Consider the following 20,458-nt stretch of genomic DNA (forward strand, 5'->3'; position numbering starts at 1 on the left):
ACGGTCTCTCGAGCAAGCTGAAACAATGGCACGTAATGGGGGCACTGAAGAGTATGTCCACCTCAATCGAATTACCCGAGGGATTTCCTCGACCTGCCGGAAATTCCGGAAGACTGCTCCTCCAGGCTTTATTCACGGCACACAAGAGAGACGGTCGCGGGTTAAGTCCAAAAAAGCTTAACCGGCTACTTCAGAAGTCCCGCACGTCTCTCGCTGAGGCTATCCTTGAATTACCTTCAGGACTCATAAGGGAAACCGCAGACGAAATCAACATCCGCAACTCGGTAGGTGAAGTTCATTTGACATTTGCGGGAGTTGCCAACTGTGCAGGAGCTGACGCGATCTTGCGGCTATTTTTCGAGATCCTCGCGGAGGCTGCAGAGAAGGAGCGGGAAGAAAGTCGATGGACCTTGGGGCGAGTGAGCATCACACCCAGTGAGGCTGAGCGAGTCAAGTCTGCGCTTGAGGGACTCACTTTCCGTAATCCGGTAGATTTCCTGATGGGGATCGTGGCGCACGAACCCTGGTGCGTCGGTGCTGCTCGGAGCGGCGGCTGGGAAGTGTACGTGCCTGCCGGGATGTCGGTGGACAGCAGGATTCGCTTCTTTGCGGGGACTCGAAGCATTGCCGATTATTGGCGTAAGCGAGGAGATTTCATCCTCAGGTCTGACACTCTACGTATGGGACGCACGCTCGACGGAATGCACCCGGAGGTGATTTCTGCGGCTGGCGAACTCTGGGCTGACGGGCACTTCACCCAGGCCGTCCTTGCGGTTTTTCGTCACATTGAGTTCCGAGTCCAAAAGGCAACAGGCGAGCTATCCGATTCGGGGCAATCGCTGATGGCTAAAGCGTTCTCGGATACGGGATTAGACGTGCGAAAAACCCATGGAATGTCGGGCCAGAGTGAGCAGGCGGGATTTAAGTTTCTATATATGGGGGCCATGGCTGGCCTGCGAAATCCTCGGGCTCATGGCAACCCACCCAAAGAAGAGGAAGCCGAAGCCTACGAAGCGGTTGCTTTTGGAAGCCTGCTGTTACGCCGCTTGGACATGGCTTCCCGGCGACTGAACACCCCGTGATCGATACGGGCTGAGTTTCGCAGCCATTCACCCCCACTCTCCCCGGCTCCCATCCCGTCCGCCGTCGACCCACACACCGTGGAGCGGGCGTGGTTCATGGCGTCCAGGTGGAGCGCCCCACTGGACGAACGACCTGGACGCCATGGGCCGCGTCTGCTCGGCTTTGCCTGGGTCGACGGTGGACGGGATGGGAGCCCACCACACTCGCCACGATGTGCCCGCGGCGGGGAACGGCGCCCCCTCCCACCCGGTGCCGGCCGATCCCCCGCCGGAGGCATGCCCTGACCGTGGGGCGCGGCCTCGGCGCTGTCCACACGTGGACGAGTGTTCAGCGGCAACTGATCACGGACGGTCGCGGCCTGCGGCCGCCTACTGGATCACCGCTCTGAACTGCGGCGCACCCATCGCCAGTTGTCAGTGCTGGTCGCCAACGAGCGCCCTTCCACGGCCCCAGGACAATCCGGGAGGGCGTTTCTCGTAGGCCGCGGCGCTGCTTTTCTCGTTGGACTGTCGACTAGCTGAGTACGCGCACGGTCGCTGAGGCTGCCAGCAGTATGAGACCGGCCAGAAGGAAGCGGATTGCAAGTCCGCCCCAGAAGTATTTTTTGTGGGCGACCTTTGAATTCGCCCAACCTTGAGCTGCGATCTCCTTTACGAGGTCCTCTGGATTCCCCGTAAGGATCAGGAGCGCGTCGATGTATGTGCTGTCGACGGCATGGGCTCGCGCGGTGTGACTGAAGTAGAGGTGGCTAATCGGCTCTTCCTTGGTGCGCAGTCTTGGCCATAGGACGAGCCCTGCGCAAACACCTGCGAACGTCAGAGAAAAACCGCATAGGAGCAACGCAATAACCAGGAGGACACTTGGTCTTTTCAGTTCCTTCGAGAGGTTGTATAGCATGACACCCGATGCTGCCGTGGCGGCAAGTGTGGCTCCAGCTTTCGCTTCTGCGTGTTTGATCCAGTCAACTACGAGCCCTAGGACCTTCCATGCCTGATCCGGGTTAGGGGTGGATTTTGGACTTGGCTCTTGTTGGAGTTGCTTGGGCCTTCTGAAGGGCAAGAAATTTCCTGGTGATTAGTGGTTTGCTGACGCTCATAAGGGTCAAAGTATCCGATGCGCAGCGTCGGGTCACCCGTTGATTCCCCTTCTGATCTGTCGTGCGTTAGCCTCGCGAAATTTCATAACCGCAAGGTATTGGTCCTGCATTCCTGTGTGTCGGAAGCTGTCAAGGTCGGGCCGCTTCCATGAGCCAGCGCAGACCTTCTCGCAGTATGAGTCTCCGCAGTTTTCGCACCAAGAGCTATTCAGGATCAGCCCCTGACTGTCGCTCCCTGAAACTTTGTCAACCTCGCGATCCTGCCACAGCTCGACTGGGGATGAGTCGCCGCACGCACATGAGTAGAAAAGATATTCATTCTTTCGCACCGCGTCAGCGATGGGCTTAGTGACGATCATCTCGTGCGCTTTTGCTTGCTGCGAGCACTTAGCGGCGTAGTTAACCGCCCTCCCCGCCCAGACGGGGGCATTGTGCGTAGTGCCCGAAATTCCGATCTTCTTCGCCAGGAGGTCGCTGATCGCGATTCCAACCTTAAAACCTGTCTGGGGTGGATCGTGCGGCCACTTCGATTCGAGCGCGGGTAGTAGAACATGTGCGCCAAAAGTCTTGATCGTAATTCCTGCGCAGATTGCCCGATTACGCGAGTAGTCGCCGACGAAAAGCCCGAAGGCTGCATCGCCCTGAACGTCGATGAAGGCTGCGCCAAAATCATCAAGGATTACGACAGCGGGTTTGATGGCTGACTCATAGATTGAAGCGGTCGAGGCTTCCCACTTCCCTCGACGTAGACTCGTTGATCCAGCAAGATCGGCAAATACGCAAGTAACCTTTGGGTATTTTCTCCACTTTGGAACATCGATGTAGAGGTCGGAGATGTCGATCTCGCCCTCTGTGTTGACGACTTCAGGTGTGGCCTTGAGCTGGTCGGCAACGTGCTGGTCGAATGTCTGCATCATTGCCGACACCGTGGGGCGAATACTCATGTTGCAACCCTCCTTGGAGGGTCAGTATGGCCATTTCAGCGAGTGCTTGTCCGGCTTTTGACGACTTGGGTGCTGGGCTCCTGCACCTCGCCCGCATGCACGCAACGCGCCGCCGGGCGCGGCCAGCCGGGGCGCAGACAGGAGGCAGGCCGCGCACGGCGGCGCGCGCCCGCGCCGTGCGCGGGCCTTGAACCAGTAGAGAAAGTTGTAACTCAGTCGGTCGGTTGGGGCGTGTGGGGCTTGAAGTCGTATGCACATGTGGGGAGTTCTGCGGCCTGACGGTGTGCCAGCGGCAGGAAGGTCACGGGGCTTACGGTCCAGGTGATGAGTGTTCGGGCATGGATGACGGACACCGTCCAGGGCACGCGGCGCAACAGGGCCCGTCGGGTGTTGATGCGGTGGTCGTAGAGCCGTTCCCATGCCTCCTGGGAGGCGTCGGAGTCGAGTTCCGGTGAGATGGTGCGCAGGATCTCGGAGACCCAGTTGTTCGCCTCGCTCTCTGTGCGCGCGTCGTAGGAGCCGAAGAGCCTTGGCGGCCGGCTGTCGTCCAAGTGCCGGGTCCAGCACTCGCACCAAAAGCCTGGGCCGATCGTCGTGCTCAGCACGGGTGCCCTCCTCGTCGTACGTCCGTGAAGAGTTCCGCGGTGACCGTGTGGCCGCCGTCGCTGTCGTGGACCACGACCCGGTGGGCGATGGCGCTGACCATGCCCAGCCCCCGGCCGTGCTCGGCCTCCTGGTCCTGGTGCTCGACCTTCGGAGCCGTCCCGGCGCCCCCGCCGTCCGTCACCGACAGGGCGACCACCTGCGAGGACACCGCGAGCGCCAGATGGAAGCTGCCGGCTTCTCGCCCGCTGGCCGTATGCAGGATCGCGTTCGCGCTCAGCTCGCTCACGATCAGTTCGGCGTCCTCGGCCAGGGGGGAACCGCGCAGGATGTCGCGGGTCCAGCGCCGCGCCCGGCTGACCTCTTCGGGGAAACCTGGGCAAGTGAGTCCCCAGACCCGCGCAGTGCTCGTATACTCGTGCATACAAGTTCCTTCGTGCTGGTAGGCCGCCATGTGCAGCGGGTTCGGGCTAGACGAGTTTCACGCCGTCGTGGGCGCGGATGGCCGGCGGAGACGCCGCGTCGAGTGCGTCCAGGACGCGGATCGCGTATGCCTCGTCGGCGAGTTCGGATACTTCGTCGCGGGTGGCCCAGCGCAGTGCGTAGGTCTCGTCCCCGGTGGTGGGTGCGCCGTCGGCGGCCTGGCAGCGGAAGACCAGGGAGACGATCAGCCCGGTCATGTTCTTGTAGACGCCGGTGAGGGTCGCAGGGAGTGCGATCTTGATGCCGGTCTCTTCAAGGACTTCGCGCTGAAGGGCCTCGGGGAGGGTTTCGTCTCGCTCGACGACGCCACCCGGAGGTTCCCACTTGCCGTTGTCCCGGCGCTTGATCAGGAGGGCGCGGCCGTGGTCGTCGACGATGACTCCGGCGACGCTCACGGAGTGCGGACGGTCAGTGCTCACGTTCCTCGGCCCTCCCGGCTGGCTAGGCTCTCCACCGTAGCAACAACACTCGCCCACTCGTCTAGATACCTAAAGGAGTACTCAACGTGAGCCCTCTCCGTTCCGGCCTGCTCGGCGATCTCGACCCCACGAGTGATCGTGCGGTCTTCCGGCAGATCGCCGACCAGCTACGCGAGGCGATCGACCGTGGGCGGTTCAAGGAGGGCGAAAAGCTGCCCTCCGAAGCTGACCTGGTCGAGCACTACGGGGTGTCCCGGATGACCGTCCGCAACTCCTTCTCCGTCCTCCAGGGCGAGGGCCTGGTGCACGCCGAGCACGGCAAGGGCGTCTTTGTCCGGCCCCGGCCGCCTGTTCGAACGTCTCGCCTCCGACCGCTTCGCCCGGCGGCATCGTGAGCAGGGGAAGTCCGCGTTCATCGTTGAGGCCGACGCGGCCGGCAGTCATCCCCAGGTCGACAGTCTGGAGGTGAAGGAGGAGAAGGCCAGCCAGGACATCTCCACTCGGCTCGGTTCCGTACGGCGTGTGCTCGCCCGCCGGCGCCGGTATCTGCTCGACGGGAAGCCGGTCGAGTTCGCCACCTCTTATCTCCCGCTCGACATCGCGCGCGGTACGCAGATCGCCGAGCCCAACCCGGGCCCCGGCGGCATCTACGCTCGACTCGAAGAACTCGGTCACCACCTCGACCACTTCGAGGAGGAGATCCGCGCCCGGATGCCCTCGCCCACCGAGGTCAAGACGCTCCGGCTGGCCTCCGGCGTGCCCGTGATCCACCTCGTCCGCACCGCGTACGACACGGAAGGGCGGGCCGTGGAGGTCTGCGACACCGTCATGGCGGCGGACGCGTACGTGCTGTCGTACCAGCTCCCGGCGACCTGATCGCGTGAGGGGCGGTGGTGCGCGGGGGACGCTTCCCGAACTCGTACACCCCAACGTGCATACTCGTATAGACGAGTGGGCAAGTTGTGTGGCAGGGTGGTCCGCACGAACCCGGAGATCGGGTTCGCGGATCGCTACATGTATAGACGAGTGGATAGGGAAACTTCCTTGCGTACCATCCGTGTTGAGACCGCCGCCGCGACGATCCTGCTGACCGAGGCCCCCGAGCCGAAGGTCCGCGACCGTCAGACCGGTGAGATCGCCAAGGACGCCGTCAGCGGCGAAGCGCTCATGACGCTCGGCGTCGTCTACATCGAGGAAGGCGAGTCCTCCCTCATCAAGGTCACCGTCCCGGAAGGCGGTGTCTCCGAGGGGCTCGCCCTCGGCGCCCCGGTCTCGCTGCCTGGGCTCGTCGCTCGCCCCTGGGAGAGCGTGTTCAACGGGCAGCAGCGCCACGGCATCGCCTTCCGTGCCGCCGCCGTCACTCCGGCCGCGTTCCCGGCCGTCGCCGAGGTCGCCGCCTGATGACCGACCTGACGACGCTCCTGGAGGTGGGTGGTCCCCTCGCCGCACTCGGCGGTGGGGCTGCCTACACCCGGGCCAAGCACCCGGCCGCGTACTGGTCCACGATCGGCCTGCCGATATCCACAACCCGCCTGCTCAGCTCGTACGGCTCGGTCATGGAGGCGTGCGGCCTGACCGTGGCTCCGTCCCGGCTGCGCGTCCTCGCCGTCAAAGCCACCACCCGCCGCGAAGTTCGCCCCGTACCGCCCCGCCGGGGCATCATCCGACCCACCACGACCGGACTGCGGATACGGCTGCGGCTCGCCCCGGGCCAGGAACCCGCCAACGTCGCCGCCTCCGCCGAACGGCTGCGCCACGCCTGGGGAGTTCACGCCGTCTACGTCAGCACCGTGAAGCCCGGAGTCGTCGAACTCCGCCTCGTCGGCTACGACGTACTGCGGCGGGTCCGCATGCCCCGCACCCGCAAGCTCCCGTCCGGCCTCCTCAGAGTGCCGGTCGCCCTGCGGGAGGACGCCACCCCGTTCATGGGTTGGGAGCCCGGGGGAGCGGCCCGGATGCGCGCTCGCTACATGCACGTGACGGGAACCATGCTCCGAAAGGTCGCCCAACAAGTCGGCGACGCCCTCTGGCAGTCACCCGGCACCGAAGAAAAAACCAACTGAGACGGAAACTGAGACGGACAACGACGAAGGGCCCCACCGCGAACGGCGGGACCCTTCGACATCGTGCCCGGTGAGGCACTGGCGGAGGATACGAGATTCGAACTCGTGAGGGGTTGCCCCCAACACGCTTTCCAAGCGTGCGCCCTAGGCCTCTAGGCGAATCCTCCGCGGAGAACATTACAGGACGCCGGGGAGTGCTTGCGAACTCGTTCTGAGGGGCTCACATCGGGTAACGTGTGGCCCAGCCCCTCACGCGGCGCTATCTGACTGAACTCCCCCAGGGCCGGAAGGCAGCAAGGGTAGGTCGGCTCTGGCGGGTGCGTGGGGGGCGTCTGCGTTCGGTGGGCGGTCCGGTTGTCGGTGGGCGCCTATAACCTCGTATGCGTGTCGTCTCTCGCGCTCTACCGCCGTTACCGCCCGGAGTCCTTCGCCGAGGTCATCGGGCAGGGGCATGTCACTGACCCGTTGCAGCAGGCGCTGCGGAACAACCGGGTCAATCACGCGTACCTGTTCAGCGGTCCGCGCGGGTGCGGCAAGACGACCAGCGCCCGCATCCTGGCGCGGTGTCTGAACTGCGAGCAGGGGCCCACGCCGACCCCGTGCGGCGAGTGCCAGTCATGCCGCGACCTCGCCAGGACCGGGCCGGGCTCCATCAACGTCATCGAGATCGACGCCGCCTCCCACGGTGGTGTGGACGACGCCCGCGACCTGCGGGAGAAGGCCTTCTTCGGGCCCGCCTCCAGCCGGTACAAGATCTACATCATCGACGAGGCCCACATGGTCTCCCCGCAGGGCTTCAACGCCCTGCTGAAGGTCGTCGAGGAGCCTCCGGAGCATCTGAAGTTCATCTTCGCGACCACCGAGCCCGAGAAGGTCATCGGCACCATCCGGTCGCGGACCCACCACTACCCCTTCCGGCTCGTGCCGCCCGGCACCCTGCGCGAATACCTCGCCGAGGTGTGCGGCAAGGAGGGGATCCCGGTCGAGGACGGCGTGCTGCCGCTGGTGGTGCGGGCCGGCGCGGGCTCCGTCCGTGACTCCATGTCCGTCATGGACCAACTGCTCGCGGGCGCCGGCGCCGAGGGCGTGACGTACGACATGACGACCGCCCTGCTCGGCTACACGGACGGCTCGCTGCTCGACTCCGTCGTCGAGTCGTTCGTCTCGGGGGACGGTTCGGCCGCCTTCGAGGTAGTGGACCGGGTCATCGAGGGCGGCAACGACCCGCGGCGCTTCGTCACCGACCTGCTGGAGCGCCTCCGGGACCTGGTGATCCTCGCCGCCGTGCCCGACGCCGCGGAGAAGGGGCTGATCGACGCCCCCGCCAACGTCGTCGAGCGGATGCAGGCCCAGGCGCGGTCCTTCGGTGCCGCCGAGCTGAGCCGTGCCGCCGACATCGTCAACGAGGGGCTCACCGAGATGCGCGGCGCCCACTCGCCGCGCCTCCAGCTGGAGCTGATCTGCGCGCGCGTGCTGCTGCCCGCCGCGTACGGCGACGAGCGTTCGGTGATGGCCCGCCTGGACCGGATCGAGCGCGGAGTGCAGTTCTCCGCGGGTGCGGGGGCGCCCGCCGTGGGATATGTGCCCGGACCCGAGGCGCATGGCGGGGCCGGGGGCGCCGTGCCCGCCGCCGCTCCGGTTCCGCCGGGCGGCGGGCCCGCCGCGGCACGGGCGGCGGTACGGACACCCGCGCCCGCACCCGGTGCCGCTGCCGGTGCCGAAGAAGGTGGCGGTCCTGCCCGGGGCGGGCAGCCCCAGGCCGCCTCCGCTCCTCCTGCCACCCCTGCCGCGCCACCCTCAGCCGTCCCCGCCACCCCTGCCACACCACCTCCCGCCGCGCCGTCTCCTTCGGCGCCCGCGCCCGGTGCCTGGCCGGCCGCGACTCCCGCCGGTGGCGGGCGCCGGCCCGGTGGATGGCCCACTCCGACGCCCACGGGCGGCGGACAGCCCCGTACGTCGGCCGCTTCCGGCCCCGACGCTCCGGCTGCGGCCCCGGCACCCACGCCGGCCGCCCCCGCGCCGCCCTCGCCCGCACCCGCCGCCGCGCCGCCCGGTTCCGGAGTCGACCCCCGCTCGCTCTGGCCCAACATCCTGGAGGCGGTCAAGAACCGCCGCCGGTTCACCTGGATCCTGCTCAGCCAGAACGCCCAGGTGACCGGCTTCGACGGCACCTCCCTCCAGATCGGCTTCGTCAACGCCGGTGCCCGCGACAACTTCGTGAGCAGCGGCAGCGAGGACGTGCTGCGACAGGCCCTGGCCGAGCAGTTCAACGTGCAGTGGAAGATCGAGGCCGTCGTCGACCCGTCCGGAGGCTCGGCCGGTTCGGTGCCTCCGCCCTCCGGCGGTCCCTCCGGTGGCCACGGCGGGCCCGGTGGCGGATTCGGCGGTGGCGGGCCCGGCGGTGGCGGTTTCGGTGGCGGCACCCCCGCACCCCGGCCGTCGACGCCCGCGCCCGCTGCCCCCTCTCCGGCTCCGGGGCCCTCCGCCCCGGCGCCCGCCGCCACCTCCACGCCCGCGCCCCGGCGCCCGGCGCCCGAGCCGCGTCCGGTCTCCCCCGAGGACGACATTCCGGAGGACGACGATCCGGATCTCGACGAGTCGGCCCTCTCCGGCAAGGAACTGCTGGTACGGGAGCTGGGAGCGACAGTCGTCGAGGAGATCGCCAACGAGTAACGAGTAACGAGTAACGGGTAGGGCGGGGTCCACCCCCGTGGCCCCGCCTCTCCCGACCCGCCTGGAGGAACCCACAAGCCCTGCACCCCGGCCCTTCGGAAGCCCGCACAAAGGGCCACCGCCCCTTCCCATTAGGCTGACCCCGTGAAGGTCCTTGTCATCGGCGGCGGTGCCCGCGAACACGCCCTGTGCCGTTCCCTGTCCCTCGACCCCAACGTCACCGCGCTGCACTGCGCACCCGGCAACGCCGGTATCGCCGAGGTCGCCGAACTGCACCGGGTCGACGCCCTCGACGGCGCGGCCGTCACCGCGCTGGCCACACGGCTCGGCGCCCATCTCGTCGTGGTCGGGCCGGAGGCGCCCCTCGTCGCCGGGGTCGCCGACGCCGTACGCGAGGCGGGCATCCCGGTCTTCGGCCCCTCCGGGCAGGCTGCGCGGCTGGAGGGCTCCAAGGCCTTCGCCAAGGACGTCATGGCCGCCGCCGGAGTCCCCACCGCCCGCTCGTACGTCTGTACGAATCCGGCCGAGGTCGACACGGCCCTCGACGCCTTCGGCGCCCCCTACGTCGTCAAGGACGACGGGCTGGCCGCCGGCAAGGGCGTCGTCGTCACCGACGACATCGAGGCGGCCCGCAGGCACGCGGCGGCCTGCGACCGCGTCGTCATCGAGGAGTATCTGGACGGCCCCGAGGTCTCCCTCTTCGCCGTCACCGACGGCGAGAACGTGCGCCCGCTCCAGCCCGCCCAGGACTTCAAGCGTGCGCTCGACGGGGACGAGGGCCCGAACACCGGCGGCATGGGCGCGTACTCGCCACTGCCCTGGGCCGACCCCAAGCTGGTCGACGAGGTCGTGCAGAGCGTGCTCCAGCCGACCGTCGACGAGATGCGCCGCCGCGGAACCCCGTTCTCCGGTCTCCTCTACGCCGGACTCGCGATCACCTCGCGCGGTGTCCGCGTGATCGAGTTCAACGCCCGTTTCGGCGACCCCGAGACCCAGGTCGTGCTCGCCCGTCTGAAGACCCCGCTCGCCGGACTGCTGAGGGCCGCCGCCACCGGCAACCTCGCCGACCTCGAACCCCTGCGCTGGAGCGAGGACGCGGCCGTCACCGTGGTCGTCGCCTCCCACAACTACCCCGGCACCCCGCGCACCGGCGACCCGATCACCGGCCTCGACGAGGTGGCCGCCGAGGACGCCCCGCACGCCTACGTCCTGCACGCCGGCACCCGCGGCGAGGGGGACACCGTCGTCAGCGCAGGCGGTCGCGTCCTGTCCGTCACGGCCACTGGCGCCGACCTCGCCGAGGCCCGCGACCGCGCCTACCGGGCCGTCGCCCGCATCGGCCTCGACGGCTCCCAGTACCGCACGGACATCGCGGCGAAGGCGGCGGGCGAGTAACCGGGCGAGTAACGGAGACGACCGTTCCGCACCGCACCGCGCACCTTCCGCACCGTGCCCCTTCCGCACCGCCCCGACAGGCCCCGGCTCCGCTCAGGAACCGGGGCCCGATCCTTGCTGTCCTTCCTCCACCTTTCCCCAAGGCCATTCCATCGGGTGACCGATGCGCCATACGGCTGACGGGCGCGAGGGCCCCAACTATGGTGCCGCGCAAGCGTTCCGGCACTTGGCCCACCGGCATTGCGATGTCAGTGGTGGGTGCCACAGTGGGGGAGTGAGCACGAGCAGGAGAGCAGCGGGAAGGCCCAGTGCGGCAAGGAGGGGGTGAGGTCAGAAAGTGACCGGTACCGGTGGTGTGGAGATGGGCGCGCGGGCCGCGCGTTCCCGGGCGCTGGCCGTGCTGCGCGTGCGTTCCCGGGCGCTGGCCGTCGCGCTGCTGCCCGCCGCCGTCGCCGTGATCCTTCTCGCGGGCGGCTCCACCGGGCATCTCACCGGGGGCGGCTGGGACGTAGCCCGCTGGACCGTGTCCGTCCTCGCGCTGGTCGTTCTGGTGGCCGCCGCCGCGGTCGCCCTGGTCGTGGCCCGCTCCCGGCCCGCGGTGACCCCCACGGTCACGATCGCGGAGGGGTCGGCGCCGGACCTCTACCGGATGGTGCGCGACCTGGCCGACCGGCTCGAACGTCCCCGCCCCCTCCGCGATAGCGCTCACACCGGACTGCGACAGCTGGCTGGAGGACCGCACCCATCCGTCCCACGGCCCGCCGCCGCCCGTGGAGCGGCACGACGACGTGGCGGGCGTCGACGGACCCGCCCCCCGCCGGAGCGCCACCGCGCCCGTCCTCGTCATCGGCTCACCCTTCCTGTGGTGGATGCGCGTGGGCGAGCTGCGCGCCGTCCTCGCTCCGGTCGTCGCCGGTACGGGGCCCTCGGCGCACCCCGACATAGCCGCGGCCCGGCGCTTCATACGGGGCCTGGACGCCGCGGTCGCGGTGGCCTCGGCGGACCGGCGCGACCCGTTGTCCCGGGCGGTGTACGCGGGGCTCGGCCGGGTGTCCCGGCTTCTGCTGCGCAGTTGCCGTGGCCATGCGGCCGAGATGGAGCGCGGGGTCGCGGCGGCCGCCGCCGAGCGTGCACAGGCTGTGGACTACGGGCTGCGGATCGTCGCGCAGGAGCAGGTCGGACTCGCCTACGCGGGCTGGGACCGGCTGCTGACCCGGGTGGCGCTGCCCGCCTGGCGGATGGGCCGCTGGCCCTCCCGGCTTGACGTGGGTGTCGTCGCCGCCCTGACGGAGCTGTCCCGCCGTGACCGCCTGGCCGAGGGCTTCGCCTCCCGGCTGAGTGAGCGTCCCGCCTGCGACCTGCTGGAGGAGCCCGGCGCGATGGACGAGGCGGTCTCCCTCCTCGCCGCGCGCCTCTTCCACGGGGGGCCCGCCGAGACCGGTCCCGACTGGTCTCCGGTGGGGTGGGACGAGTATCCCGAGGAGGTCGTCGACCGGACCTGGCGCACGGACGCGGCCCGCCTCCACCGGGTCCTGGACACCCTGGGCGTCCGCCGCGCCACCGAAGGCTCCGCCCAGGACACCGGCCCCACCCTGGCCCGGCTCCTGGACCACCTCACGACCGCACCGCCCTCGTCGGCCGCCGACCTTTCGTCCCGAAGGCGTACGTCGTCCACGACCGCCACCGAGCACGCCACCCAGGACGGCCGCGTCCGCCACCCCGGCGCCCAGGACCGCACGAGCCTGCCCGGCGAACCCCTCGGCGGCGAAGACCACCGCCCCGCCCACTCCATCGACGCCGATGCCTACGCCGATGTCGACGATGACGACCTCGCCGGTACCACGGACCGCGGTGCCGCCCTGGCCGCCGGGCTCAGTGCCCAGCTCGCCCGCGAGGAGGCGCGGGCGGAGCCGGTCGGTGTGCGGGCCGCTGCCACGGGGGCGGGCGCGACCGGTCCCGACGCCGCGCTCTGGGACGACCGTGCGCTCCCCCTCCTGCCCCTGCAACCCCCGCGCACCGGCCGCGAGATCCTCACCGCCCACATCACGGCGATGGTGTGCTGCGCGGCGATGGACACCGCCGGGGCGTCCCCGGGCCTCGACTGGCTCGACGGACCGTCTCTCCTGTTCGACGGCGCCCGCGCCGCCGACCTGGCCCCCAGCGTCCTCAGCCTCGTCGAGACCGGCGACCCGGGCCCCCTGCGCGACTGGATGGCCGAACTGGGGATACGCCCGGACAAGCCGGTGCGCCTGGTCTGACCCGGACCCGGCCTACCCGCCGCCCGCCCAATCCGGCCCCCGCCCCGAGCGCGACCCACTCGCCCCGCCGGTCGATCCGCGGGCCACCTGCCGGCCGACCCGCCGCCCCAACGGCCGCTGCCTGCCGGTCGGTCCGCCCGCCAACTTCCCGCTGCCTGCGCCGGTCGCCTGCTGCCCGCCTGTTGCCTGCTGGCTGCCCTGCCCGTCGACCCACCGCTGCCCACCGGCCAACCGCTCCCCGTCGCCCACCAGTCGACCGCCCACCAACCACCAGCCGCAGACCCGGCCTACCCGCCGCCCGGCCACGTCCCCCGTCCCCTGGCCCCGCCCCGAGCGCGACCACCCGCCCCCCGGTCGATCCGCGGGCCGCCTGCCGGTCGCCTCGCCGCCCCAACGGCCGCTGCCCGCCCGTCGATCCGCTCGCTGCCTGCTGGTCGCCCCGCCCGTCGACCTACCACCGCCCACCGGGCAACCGCCCTCCCCGCCGCCCACCAGTCGACCGCTCGCCAACCACCGGCCGCAGACCAGGACCACCCGGCCCTCGGCTCCTGGCCCCGCCCCGAGCGCGACCACCCGCCCCCCGGTCGATCCGCGGGCCGCCTGCCGGTCGCCTCGCCGCCCCAACGGCCGCTGTCTGCCGGTCGGTCCGCCCGCCAACCGCCTGCTGCTCGCGCCGGTCGCCTGCTGCCCGCTGACCGCCTGTTGCCCGTCGGCTGCCTCGCCCATCGACCCACCGTCGCCCACCAGCCACCGCCCACCAACCACCAGCCGACCGACAGTCACCCGTCACCCGACCTACCCACCACCCGACCACCCGCCACCAACCACCTCCCCTCACCAACCCCCCACCCCCACCCCCCACCCCCGAATCGGACCCCCAGATTCCACTTTCGGCCACTTCGCAACGAACAGTGACAGCGTGCGTGCGATATGTGATGTGCTGGGACCGATCGCGCACATGGAACGGCGTTCGTCGGGCGCACGACCACCGCACGACCACGGGGGGCACAAGGGAGGGGACTGTCCCATGGGGTCCGAGCAGATCCGCCGCTGGGAGTCGGGAGCACTCGCACACGCCGTGACGGACCCCTTCGGACAGGGCCCCGTCCCCTGGCTGCGCGGCGGCGAGACGTACTTCGGTGACACAGGGCAGGTCGTCGCCTGGTACGCGGACCAGGACGACGACCTGGAGCCGGACGGGAACCGCGACGGGAGGAACCGCGACCGGCGCCCCGCCGGAGGCGGCGGTCCCCGCGCCGCCGACGACGTGGGCCGCCAGATCAAGGGTTTCACCGCGACCGGCGCCGCCGCCCCCGGCGAGGCCATCGACTTCCACATCACCGTCGACCCGCCGCAGGAGTTCAGCGTCGACGTCTACCGGATCGGCCACTACGGCGGCGACGGCGCCACCAAGATCACCACCAGCCCCCGTCTGTCCGGCATGGTCCAGCCCCCGCCGCTCACCGCCGACCGCACGGTCTCCTGCCACCACTGGTGGCTGTCCTGGCGGCTCCAGATCCCGTCGTACTGGAACATCGGCGCGTACGTCGCCGTCCTCACCACCGCCGACGGCTACCGCTCCCACGTCCCCTTCACGGTCCGCGACAGCCACCCGGCCGACCTGCTCCTCCTGCTGCCGGACGTCACCTGGCAGGCGTACAACCTCTACCCGGAGGACGGCCACACCGGCGCCAGCCTCTACCACGCCTGGGACGAGGAGGGCAGGCTCCTCGGCGAGGCGGACGCCGCGACGACCGTCTCCTTCGACCGGCCGTACGCGGGCGCGGGGCTGCCGCTGCACGTCGGCCACGCCTACGACTTCATCCGCTTCGCCGAGCGCTACGGCTACGACCTCGCCTACGCCGACGCCCGCGACCTGCACTCCGGCCGCGTCGACCCGACCCGCTACCGGGGCCTCGTCTTCCCGGGCCACGACGAGTACTGGTCCCCCGCCATGCGCCGCACCACGGAACGCGCCCGGGAGCAGGGCACGTCCCTGGTCTTCCTCTCCGCCAACACCATGTACTGGCAGGTGGAGCTGGCCCCCTCTCCGTCCGGCGTCCCCGACCGCCTGCTGACCTGCCGCAAACGCCAGGGTCCCGGCCGGCCGGCGCTGTGGCGGGAGATCGACCGCGCCGAACAGCAGTTGCTGGGCATCCAGTACGCCGGCCGCGTCCCCGAACCGCACCCGATGATCGTCCGCAACGCCGGGCACTGGTTCTGGGAGGCCACCGGCGCCCACGAGGGCGACGGGATCGAGGACCTGGTGGCGGGCGAGGCCGACCGCTACTTCCCGCGCACCGCCCTGCCCGAGCACGACGAGCGGGTCCTGCTCGCCCACTCCCCGTACACCAACGTCGGCGGCGCCCGGCGCCATCAGGAGACCTCGCTGTACCGGGCCCCGTCCGGCGCCTGGGTCTTCGCGTCCGGCACCTTCGCCTGGTCCCCGGCCCTGGACCGTCCGGGCCATGTCGACCCGCGCGTCCAGCGGGCCACCGCCAACCTCCTGGACCGCATCTGCAAACGGGACTGACCACCGTCACCCTCCCCACCGCCCCGCCGTCCCGCCTCCCCGGGATGTACGGGACAATCGAGCCATTGGACAGAACCACGGGGAGGAACCGTGTCCGGATTCGTTGAAAAGCCCGAGCCGCTCCAGGTTCCGGGCCTGGTGCATCTGCACACCGGCAAGGTGCGCGATCTGTACCAGAACGAGGCGGGCGACCTCGTGATGGTCGCCAGCGACCGCATCTCCGCCTACGACTGGGTGCTGCCGACCGAGATCCCCGACAAGGGCCGGGTCCTCACCCAGCTCTCCCTGTGGTGGTTCGAGCAGCTCGTCGACCTGGTCCCGAACCACGTCCTGAGCACCGAACTGCCCGACGGAGCCCCCGCCGACTGGCAGGGCCGCGCCCTGGTCTGCAAGTCGCTGCGGATGGTCCCCGTGGAGTGCGTGGCCCGCGGCTACCTCACCGGCTCGGGCCTCGTCGAGTACGACCGGACCCGCACCGTCTGCGGTCTCGCCCTCCCCGAGGGCCTGGTCGACGGCTCGGAGCTGCCCGCTCCGATCTTCACCCCGGCCACCAAGGCCGAGGTCGGCGAGCACGACGAGAACGTCTCCTACGAGGAGGTCGCCCGCCAGGTCGGCGCGGACACCGCCGCCGCCCTGCGCCAGGCGACCCTCGCCGTCTACTCCCGCGCCCGGGACATCGCCCGCGACCGCGGCATCGTCCTCGCGGACACCAAGTTCGAGTTCGGCTTCGACGGGGACGGCCTGGTCCTCGCCGACGAGGTCCTCACCCCGGACTCCTCCCGCTTCTGGCCGGCCGACCAGTGGGAGCCGGGCCGCCCGCAGCCGTCGTACGACAAGCAGTTCGTGCGGGACTGGCTGACCTCGGCGGAGTCCGGCTGGGACCGAAAGAGCGAGCAGCCCCCGCCGGCGCTGCCCCAGCAGATCGTGGACGCCACCCGCGCCAAGTACGTGGAGGCCTACGAACGCCTGACGGGCCTGAGCTGGTCCTGACAGCCCCGGACACCAAGGACAGCGACCAAGGACAGCACAGGACAGCAGAAGGCCCCCGGTCGAAACCGGGGGCCTTCCCGCACGGAGCGAACGACGAGGTTCGAACTCGCGACCTCAACCTTGGCAAGGTTGCGCTCTACCAACTGAGCTACGTTCGCACTGCGCCGCGGCGCGAGAGCCACTATACCCAACCCCGCTCCCGGGCGAGCCGTACCGCCGCGTGCCGGTTCTCCGCCCCGAGCTTGCTCACGGCCGAGGACAGGTAGTTCCGCACCGTCCCCTCGGCGAGCGCGGCGCGCTCCGCGATCTCCGCGACGGGCGCCCCGTCGGCGGCGTGCTCAAGCACCTCGGTCTCGCGCGCGGTCAGCGGCGAGTCCCCGGCGGAGATCGCGTCGGCGGCCAACTCGGGGTCGACGTAACGGTTTCCGGCGTGCACCGTGCGGATCAGCTCGGCGAGTCGCTGGGCGCTGACCGTCTTGGGGACGAATCCGCGCACCCCGGCCGCAAGCGCCCGTTTCAGATGTCCGGGCCGCCCGTGACTGGTCACGATCAGCACCCGGCAGACGGGCAGTTCGGCCCGCAGCGCTGTGGCGACCTTCACACCGTCGGCGCCGGGCATCTGGAGATCCAGTACGGCGACATCGGGTCTGTGCGCCCGTGCCATCGCCAGCGCCTCCGGCCCGGTGGCGGCCTCGGCGATCACGACGAGGTCGTCCTCCAGGGACAGCAGGGCCGCCAGTGCCCCGCGGATGAGGTGCTCGTCGTCGGCGAGCAGCACGCGTACGGGGGTCGTCACGACGCGTCCTCCAGTACGGCCGCGGAAGCCGGCGGCAGCGGTACCTCGGCGGTCAGCCGGAACAGGCCCTCGCCCGCCGGCCCCGCCTCCAGGGTCCCGTCCACGGCCGACAGCCGTTCCCGCAGCCCGGCGAGGCCCGAGCCGCCCGAACCCGCGGCCGGGCCCTGCCCGGCCGGTTCCGCCACCCCGTCGTTCTCCACCGTCAGCACCGCATGCCCCTTCGAGATCCGCACCGTCACGGCGACCTTCTTCGCGTCCCCGTGCCGCAGCACGTTCGTGGTCGCCTCCCGTACCACCCAGCCGAGGGCCGACTGCACCTCGGCGGGCAGGGCGGCCGTCTCGCCCGTGACCTCCGAGACGATGCCGGCCGCCGACAGCACACCCCGGGCGCCGGCCAGTTCGACCTCCAGGGCGGCCTCCCGGTAGCCGCGTACGACATCCCGGACCTCCCGCTGCGACTCCTGCGCGATGCGCTGCACCTCGATCATCTGCTCCACCGCCTCGGGCCGCCCGCGCCGGGACAACTGGACGGCCAGTTCGCTCTTGAGCGCCATCACGGCCAGGTTCCGTCCCATCACGTCGTGCAGGTCCCGGCCGAACCGCAGCCGCTCCTCGGCGACCGCGAGCCGGACCCGGGTCTCCTTGGCCTCGTCGAGGGCGTAGACCGCGTCGAGGAGCCAGATGGAGAACACCGCGGTGAAGGCCATGAACGCCGCGACCGGCAGCAGGACGCACGCCGTGATCAGCGCGGCGAGCCACGGCAGTCCCGCCGCGAACGACACGGCTCCCCCGCCCGCCGCGAAACCGCCCACCAGGCCGGCCACGCGCCGCCGGTCGTGGTGCACCCCGAGCGCCATGACGCCGACGCCGAAGCCCAGCACCCCCACGAACACGCCGAGGGCCGCGGTGTCGGCCTTCTCGCCCGGGGGGCCGTGCTCCGCGAGGGCGACCGCGACGACCGCGACGACCGCGGTGAGGGTGCCGAACCCCCACAGCTCGCGCACCGGCCGCGCACGGCGTCCGCGGGTCCAGTCCAGCACTCGCGAGGCGGTCGCCATGCACGCCACGGCATGGACGAGGACCAGCAGCGACAGCACGGTCGCGAACCGCGGCCCCACCTGGCTGTAGGTGGTCAGCCCGACGCCGCCGATCTCGGTCAGCCCGAAGAAGTGGAACGACCACCGGGTGTACGTCTCCACCTTCTCCGGCGTGTTCTGCCGCCGCCACCAGCCGCCCGGCCTGCGCATCCGTCCGCCGCTCCCGCCCGCCCTGTACGTCCTGCCCGTCCCGTACGTCAGTGTCGTGGCTCCCAGCGGAACCACCGCCGTACAGCAAACACCGCGACCACGGTCCAGGCCAGCGCGGTCGCCACGGCGCCCAGCGTCTCGGCGCCCGACAGGCCGCCGGTCCAGCCGCCGCGCACCAGGGTGATGACGGGCGTCAGCGGCAGCAGTTCGCAGACGGAGGCGATCCGGTCGGGGAACAGCTCCAGCGGGACGAACATGCCGGAGCCGATCATCGAGACGAACATGAAGGGCAGCGGCGTGACCTGGGCGCTCTCGCCGGTCCTGGTGAAGCCCGCGGTGACCGCCGCGAGCGCGGCGCACATCACGAGCCCCAGCAGCAGGCCGAGGACGGCGAGCTGGGGTGCCGACGGCGCGGACAGGTCCAGCAGGACGGCACAGCCCACCGCGAGCAGCACGGACTGCACGAGTCCGCCGAGGAGGGCCGGCAGCGCGGATCCGCCAAGGATCTCGGCGTCCCGCAGTTCGCCGGTGCGCAGCCGCTTGAGGACGAGTTCCTCGCGCCGCACGACGAAGACGCCGACGAGCGCGGAGTAGACGGCGAACAGCAGGGAGAAGCCGATCGCGGCGGGCAGGACGAGCGTGCCGATGGTCAGCCCGGCCTCGGCGAGGTCCATCTCCTTGGCCGCCGACCGCACGCTGAACGGCAGCACCAGCGGCACGAACAGCGCGGCGAAGACGGTGCCCTTGTTCCGTCCGAGCAGGGTCATCTCGGCGCGGGCGAGCGCGCCCATGCGTCCCATCGGCGTGGTGACCGGGGCCTTCGTGCCGCGCTCCGCGGAGTCCTTCACGACGGTGGCGCTCATGCCGCGTACTCCTTGCTCGTGCCGGTCGTCGTGCCCTCGGCCGTGCCCCGGGCCGACCTGGCGGACGCCTCCTTGGCGATGCCCAGGAACGCCTCCTCCAGGGAGGCCGAGCGCACGTCGAGGCGGCTGAGTTCCACCCCGGTCTGCCCGGCCCACACCAGCAGTCCGGTGGCGGCGCGCTGGAGTTCGCGGGTGCGGAGCCTGACCATCCGGCCGTCGACCTCGTGGCCGCTCACGCCCAGTTCACCGAGCGGCGGCAGATCGCCCACGAAGTAGCCGGTGGGCAGTTCGAAGGAGATCCGGGACGGCTGGGCGGCGGTCACCTCGGCCGGGGTCCCGGTGGCGGCGATCCGGCCCTCGTGCATGATCGCGAGCCGGTCGGCGAGGTGCTCGGCCTCCTCCAGGTAGTGCGTCGTCAGCAGCACGGTCGTACCGCCCTCGCGCAGCCCGCTCACCAACTCCCAGGTGTCCCGGCGGCCTTCGGCGTCCAGTCCGGTGCTCGGCTCGTCGAGGAAGAGCACCTCGGGGTCGCCGAGCAGCGCGAGCGCCAGGTCCAGGCGGCGCCGCTGGCCCCCGGACAGCTGCTTGACGCGGGTGTCGGCCTTCGAGTCCAGCCCGACCCGTGCCAGTACCTCCGCCGGCGGGCGGGCCCCGCTCACGCATCCCGCCCACATCCGTGCCGTCTCCGCGACGGTCAGCTCGGAGGGGAAGCCGCCCTCCTGGAGCATGACCCCGGTGCGGTGGCGTACGGCGGACCGCTCCGTGTACGGGTCGTGCCCGAGGACGCGCACCCGCCCGGCGGCCGGTGCGGCGAGGCCCTCCAGCACCTCGACGGTCGATGTCTTGCCCGCGCCGTTGGTGCCGAGGAGCGCGAAGACCTCACCGCGGCGCACGGAGAAGTCGATCCCGCGCACCGCCTCGAACCCGCCCCCGTACACACGCCGCAGATCAGTGACCTCAATCACGTGTTCGTGTCCGTTTGATCGCATGCCTCAAGCGTTCCGGCACTCCG

The 20,458-nt window shown here is 70.3% G+C and carries 16 protein-coding genes, 2 tRNA genes, 1 other RNA gene and 2 pseudogenes; 10 read left to right on the forward strand and 11 right to left on the reverse strand.

What is annotated here, in order from left to right; translation table 11 throughout:
* The first annotated feature begins 53 nt into the window (after positions 1-53).
* Positions 54-1,082: a TIGR02391 family protein gene (locus tag AC4IHM_RS17375; RefSeq protein WP_490867946.1), complete on the forward strand. Its 1,029-nt coding sequence runs from the start codon at positions 54-56 to the stop codon at positions 1,080-1,082.
* A gap of 514 nt (positions 1,083-1,596) precedes the next feature.
* On the opposite strand, the gene AC4IHM_RS17380 is transcribed toward AC4IHM_RS17375, so the two are convergent.
* From AC4IHM_RS17380 to AC4IHM_RS17400, 5 genes are all read right to left on the reverse strand, one after another.
* Positions 1,597-2,142 carry a Pycsar system effector family protein gene (locus AC4IHM_RS17380; RefSeq protein WP_490867947.1) on the reverse strand — a complete coding sequence of 182 codons (546 nt, stop codon included), beginning with the start codon at positions 2,140-2,142 and terminating at the stop codon, positions 1,597-1,599.
* Positions 2,143-2,211: 69 nt separating this feature from the next.
* Entirely contained in the window at positions 2,212-3,123 is a 912-nt protein-coding gene (locus AC4IHM_RS17385; RefSeq protein ID WP_490867948.1) for a hypothetical protein, read from the reverse strand.
* Positions 3,124-3,335: 212 nt separating this feature from the next.
* Positions 3,336-3,728, reverse strand: a complete 393-nt coding sequence (locus AC4IHM_RS17390; RefSeq protein ID WP_490867949.1) for a hypothetical protein — start codon at positions 3,726-3,728, stop codon at positions 3,336-3,338.
* On the reverse strand, positions 3,722-4,150 hold the full coding sequence (locus tag AC4IHM_RS17395) for an ATP-binding protein (RefSeq protein ID WP_365987222.1): 429 nt from the start codon (positions 4,148-4,150) through the stop codon (positions 3,722-3,724). Before AC4IHM_RS17395 ends, AC4IHM_RS17390 begins: the two co-directional genes overlap by 7 nt.
* Positions 4,151-4,196: 46 nt before the next feature.
* Positions 4,197-4,604: an NUDIX hydrolase gene (locus AC4IHM_RS17400; RefSeq protein ID WP_490870853.1), complete on the reverse strand. Its 408-nt coding sequence runs from the start codon at positions 4,602-4,604 to the stop codon at positions 4,197-4,199.
* A 110-nt stretch (positions 4,605-4,714) separates the two neighbouring features.
* Here AC4IHM_RS17400 and AC4IHM_RS17405 point away from each other — a divergent pair.
* From AC4IHM_RS17405 to AC4IHM_RS17415, 3 genes and pseudogenes are all read left to right on the forward strand, one after another.
* Positions 4,715-5,504: pseudogene (locus AC4IHM_RS17405) on the forward strand (GntR family transcriptional regulator).
* A gap of 168 nt (positions 5,505-5,672) precedes the next feature.
* Positions 5,673-6,029 (forward strand): SCO3933 family regulatory protein, encoded by a 357-nt coding sequence (locus AC4IHM_RS17410; RefSeq protein ID WP_366494779.1) that lies wholly within the window; start codon positions 5,673-5,675, stop codon positions 6,027-6,029.
* Positions 6,029-6,556, forward strand: a pseudogene (locus tag AC4IHM_RS17415) (FtsK/SpoIIIE domain-containing protein); the annotation flags it as partial. The gene AC4IHM_RS17410 and the pseudogene AC4IHM_RS17415, both read left to right, overlap by 1 nt.
* A gap of 214 nt (positions 6,557-6,770) precedes the next feature.
* Here the strand turns inward: AC4IHM_RS17415 and AC4IHM_RS17420 are convergent.
* Positions 6,771-6,858 (reverse strand) — tRNA-Ser (locus AC4IHM_RS17420).
* Between the two features lie 74 nt (positions 6,859-6,932).
* Between AC4IHM_RS17420 and ffs the strand changes: the two genes are divergently transcribed.
* The 6 genes from ffs (at position 6,933) to AC4IHM_RS17450 (ending at position 16,540) form a co-directional block, all read left to right on the forward strand.
* Positions 6,933-7,027: signal recognition particle sRNA small type (gene ffs / locus AC4IHM_RS17425), an RNA gene on the forward strand.
* Positions 7,028-7,075: 48 nt separating this feature from the next.
* The gene (locus AC4IHM_RS17430; protein ID WP_490867950.1) at positions 7,076-9,364 is read left to right on the forward strand and encodes a DNA polymerase III subunit gamma and tau; all 2,289 of its coding nucleotides are present in this window, start codon (positions 7,076-7,078) and stop codon (positions 9,362-9,364) included.
* Positions 9,365-9,508: 144 nt separating this feature from the next.
* Positions 9,509-10,759: a phosphoribosylamine--glycine ligase gene (gene purD, locus AC4IHM_RS17435; RefSeq protein WP_490867951.1), complete on the forward strand. Its 1,251-nt coding sequence runs from the start codon at positions 9,509-9,511 to the stop codon at positions 10,757-10,759.
* Positions 10,760-11,529: 770 nt separating this feature from the next.
* Positions 11,530-13,017, forward strand: coding sequence for a hypothetical protein (locus AC4IHM_RS17440; RefSeq protein WP_490867952.1), 1,488 nt, complete (start codon positions 11,530-11,532; stop codon positions 13,015-13,017).
* 1,027 nt (positions 13,018-14,044) lie between these two features.
* Positions 14,045-15,550, forward strand: a complete 1,506-nt coding sequence (locus tag AC4IHM_RS17445; RefSeq protein WP_490867953.1) for a N,N-dimethylformamidase beta subunit family domain-containing protein — start codon at positions 14,045-14,047, stop codon at positions 15,548-15,550.
* A gap of 90 nt (positions 15,551-15,640) precedes the next feature.
* Complete coding sequence (locus AC4IHM_RS17450) at positions 15,641-16,540, forward strand: phosphoribosylaminoimidazolesuccinocarboxamide synthase (RefSeq protein WP_490867954.1); 900 nt, start codon at positions 15,641-15,643, stop codon at positions 16,538-16,540.
* An 85-nt stretch (positions 16,541-16,625) separates the two neighbouring features.
* Here the strand turns inward: AC4IHM_RS17450 and AC4IHM_RS17455 are convergent.
* From AC4IHM_RS17455 to AC4IHM_RS17475, 5 genes are all read right to left on the reverse strand, one after another.
* A tRNA-Gly gene (locus AC4IHM_RS17455) sits at positions 16,626-16,698 on the reverse strand.
* Positions 16,699-16,721: 23 nt separating this feature from the next.
* Positions 16,722-17,336, reverse strand: a complete 615-nt coding sequence (locus AC4IHM_RS17460) for a response regulator (RefSeq protein WP_490867955.1) — start codon at positions 17,334-17,336, stop codon at positions 16,722-16,724.
* On the reverse strand, positions 17,333-18,583 hold the full coding sequence (locus tag AC4IHM_RS17465) for a sensor histidine kinase (RefSeq protein WP_490867956.1): 1,251 nt from the start codon (positions 18,581-18,583) through the stop codon (positions 17,333-17,335). Before AC4IHM_RS17465 ends, AC4IHM_RS17460 begins: the two co-directional genes overlap by 4 nt.
* A 47-nt stretch (positions 18,584-18,630) precedes the next feature.
* Entirely contained in the window at positions 18,631-19,446 is an 816-nt protein-coding gene (locus AC4IHM_RS17470; protein ID WP_490867957.1) for an ABC transporter permease, read from the reverse strand.
* Positions 19,443-20,435, reverse strand: coding sequence for an ABC transporter ATP-binding protein (locus AC4IHM_RS17475; protein ID WP_490867958.1), 993 nt, complete (start codon positions 20,433-20,435; stop codon positions 19,443-19,445). The genes AC4IHM_RS17470 and AC4IHM_RS17475 overlap by 4 nt, the downstream gene beginning before the upstream one ends.
* Between the last annotated feature and the right edge of the window lie 23 nt (positions 20,436-20,458).

This window comes from Streptomyces sp. SL06, assembly GCF_058244745.1.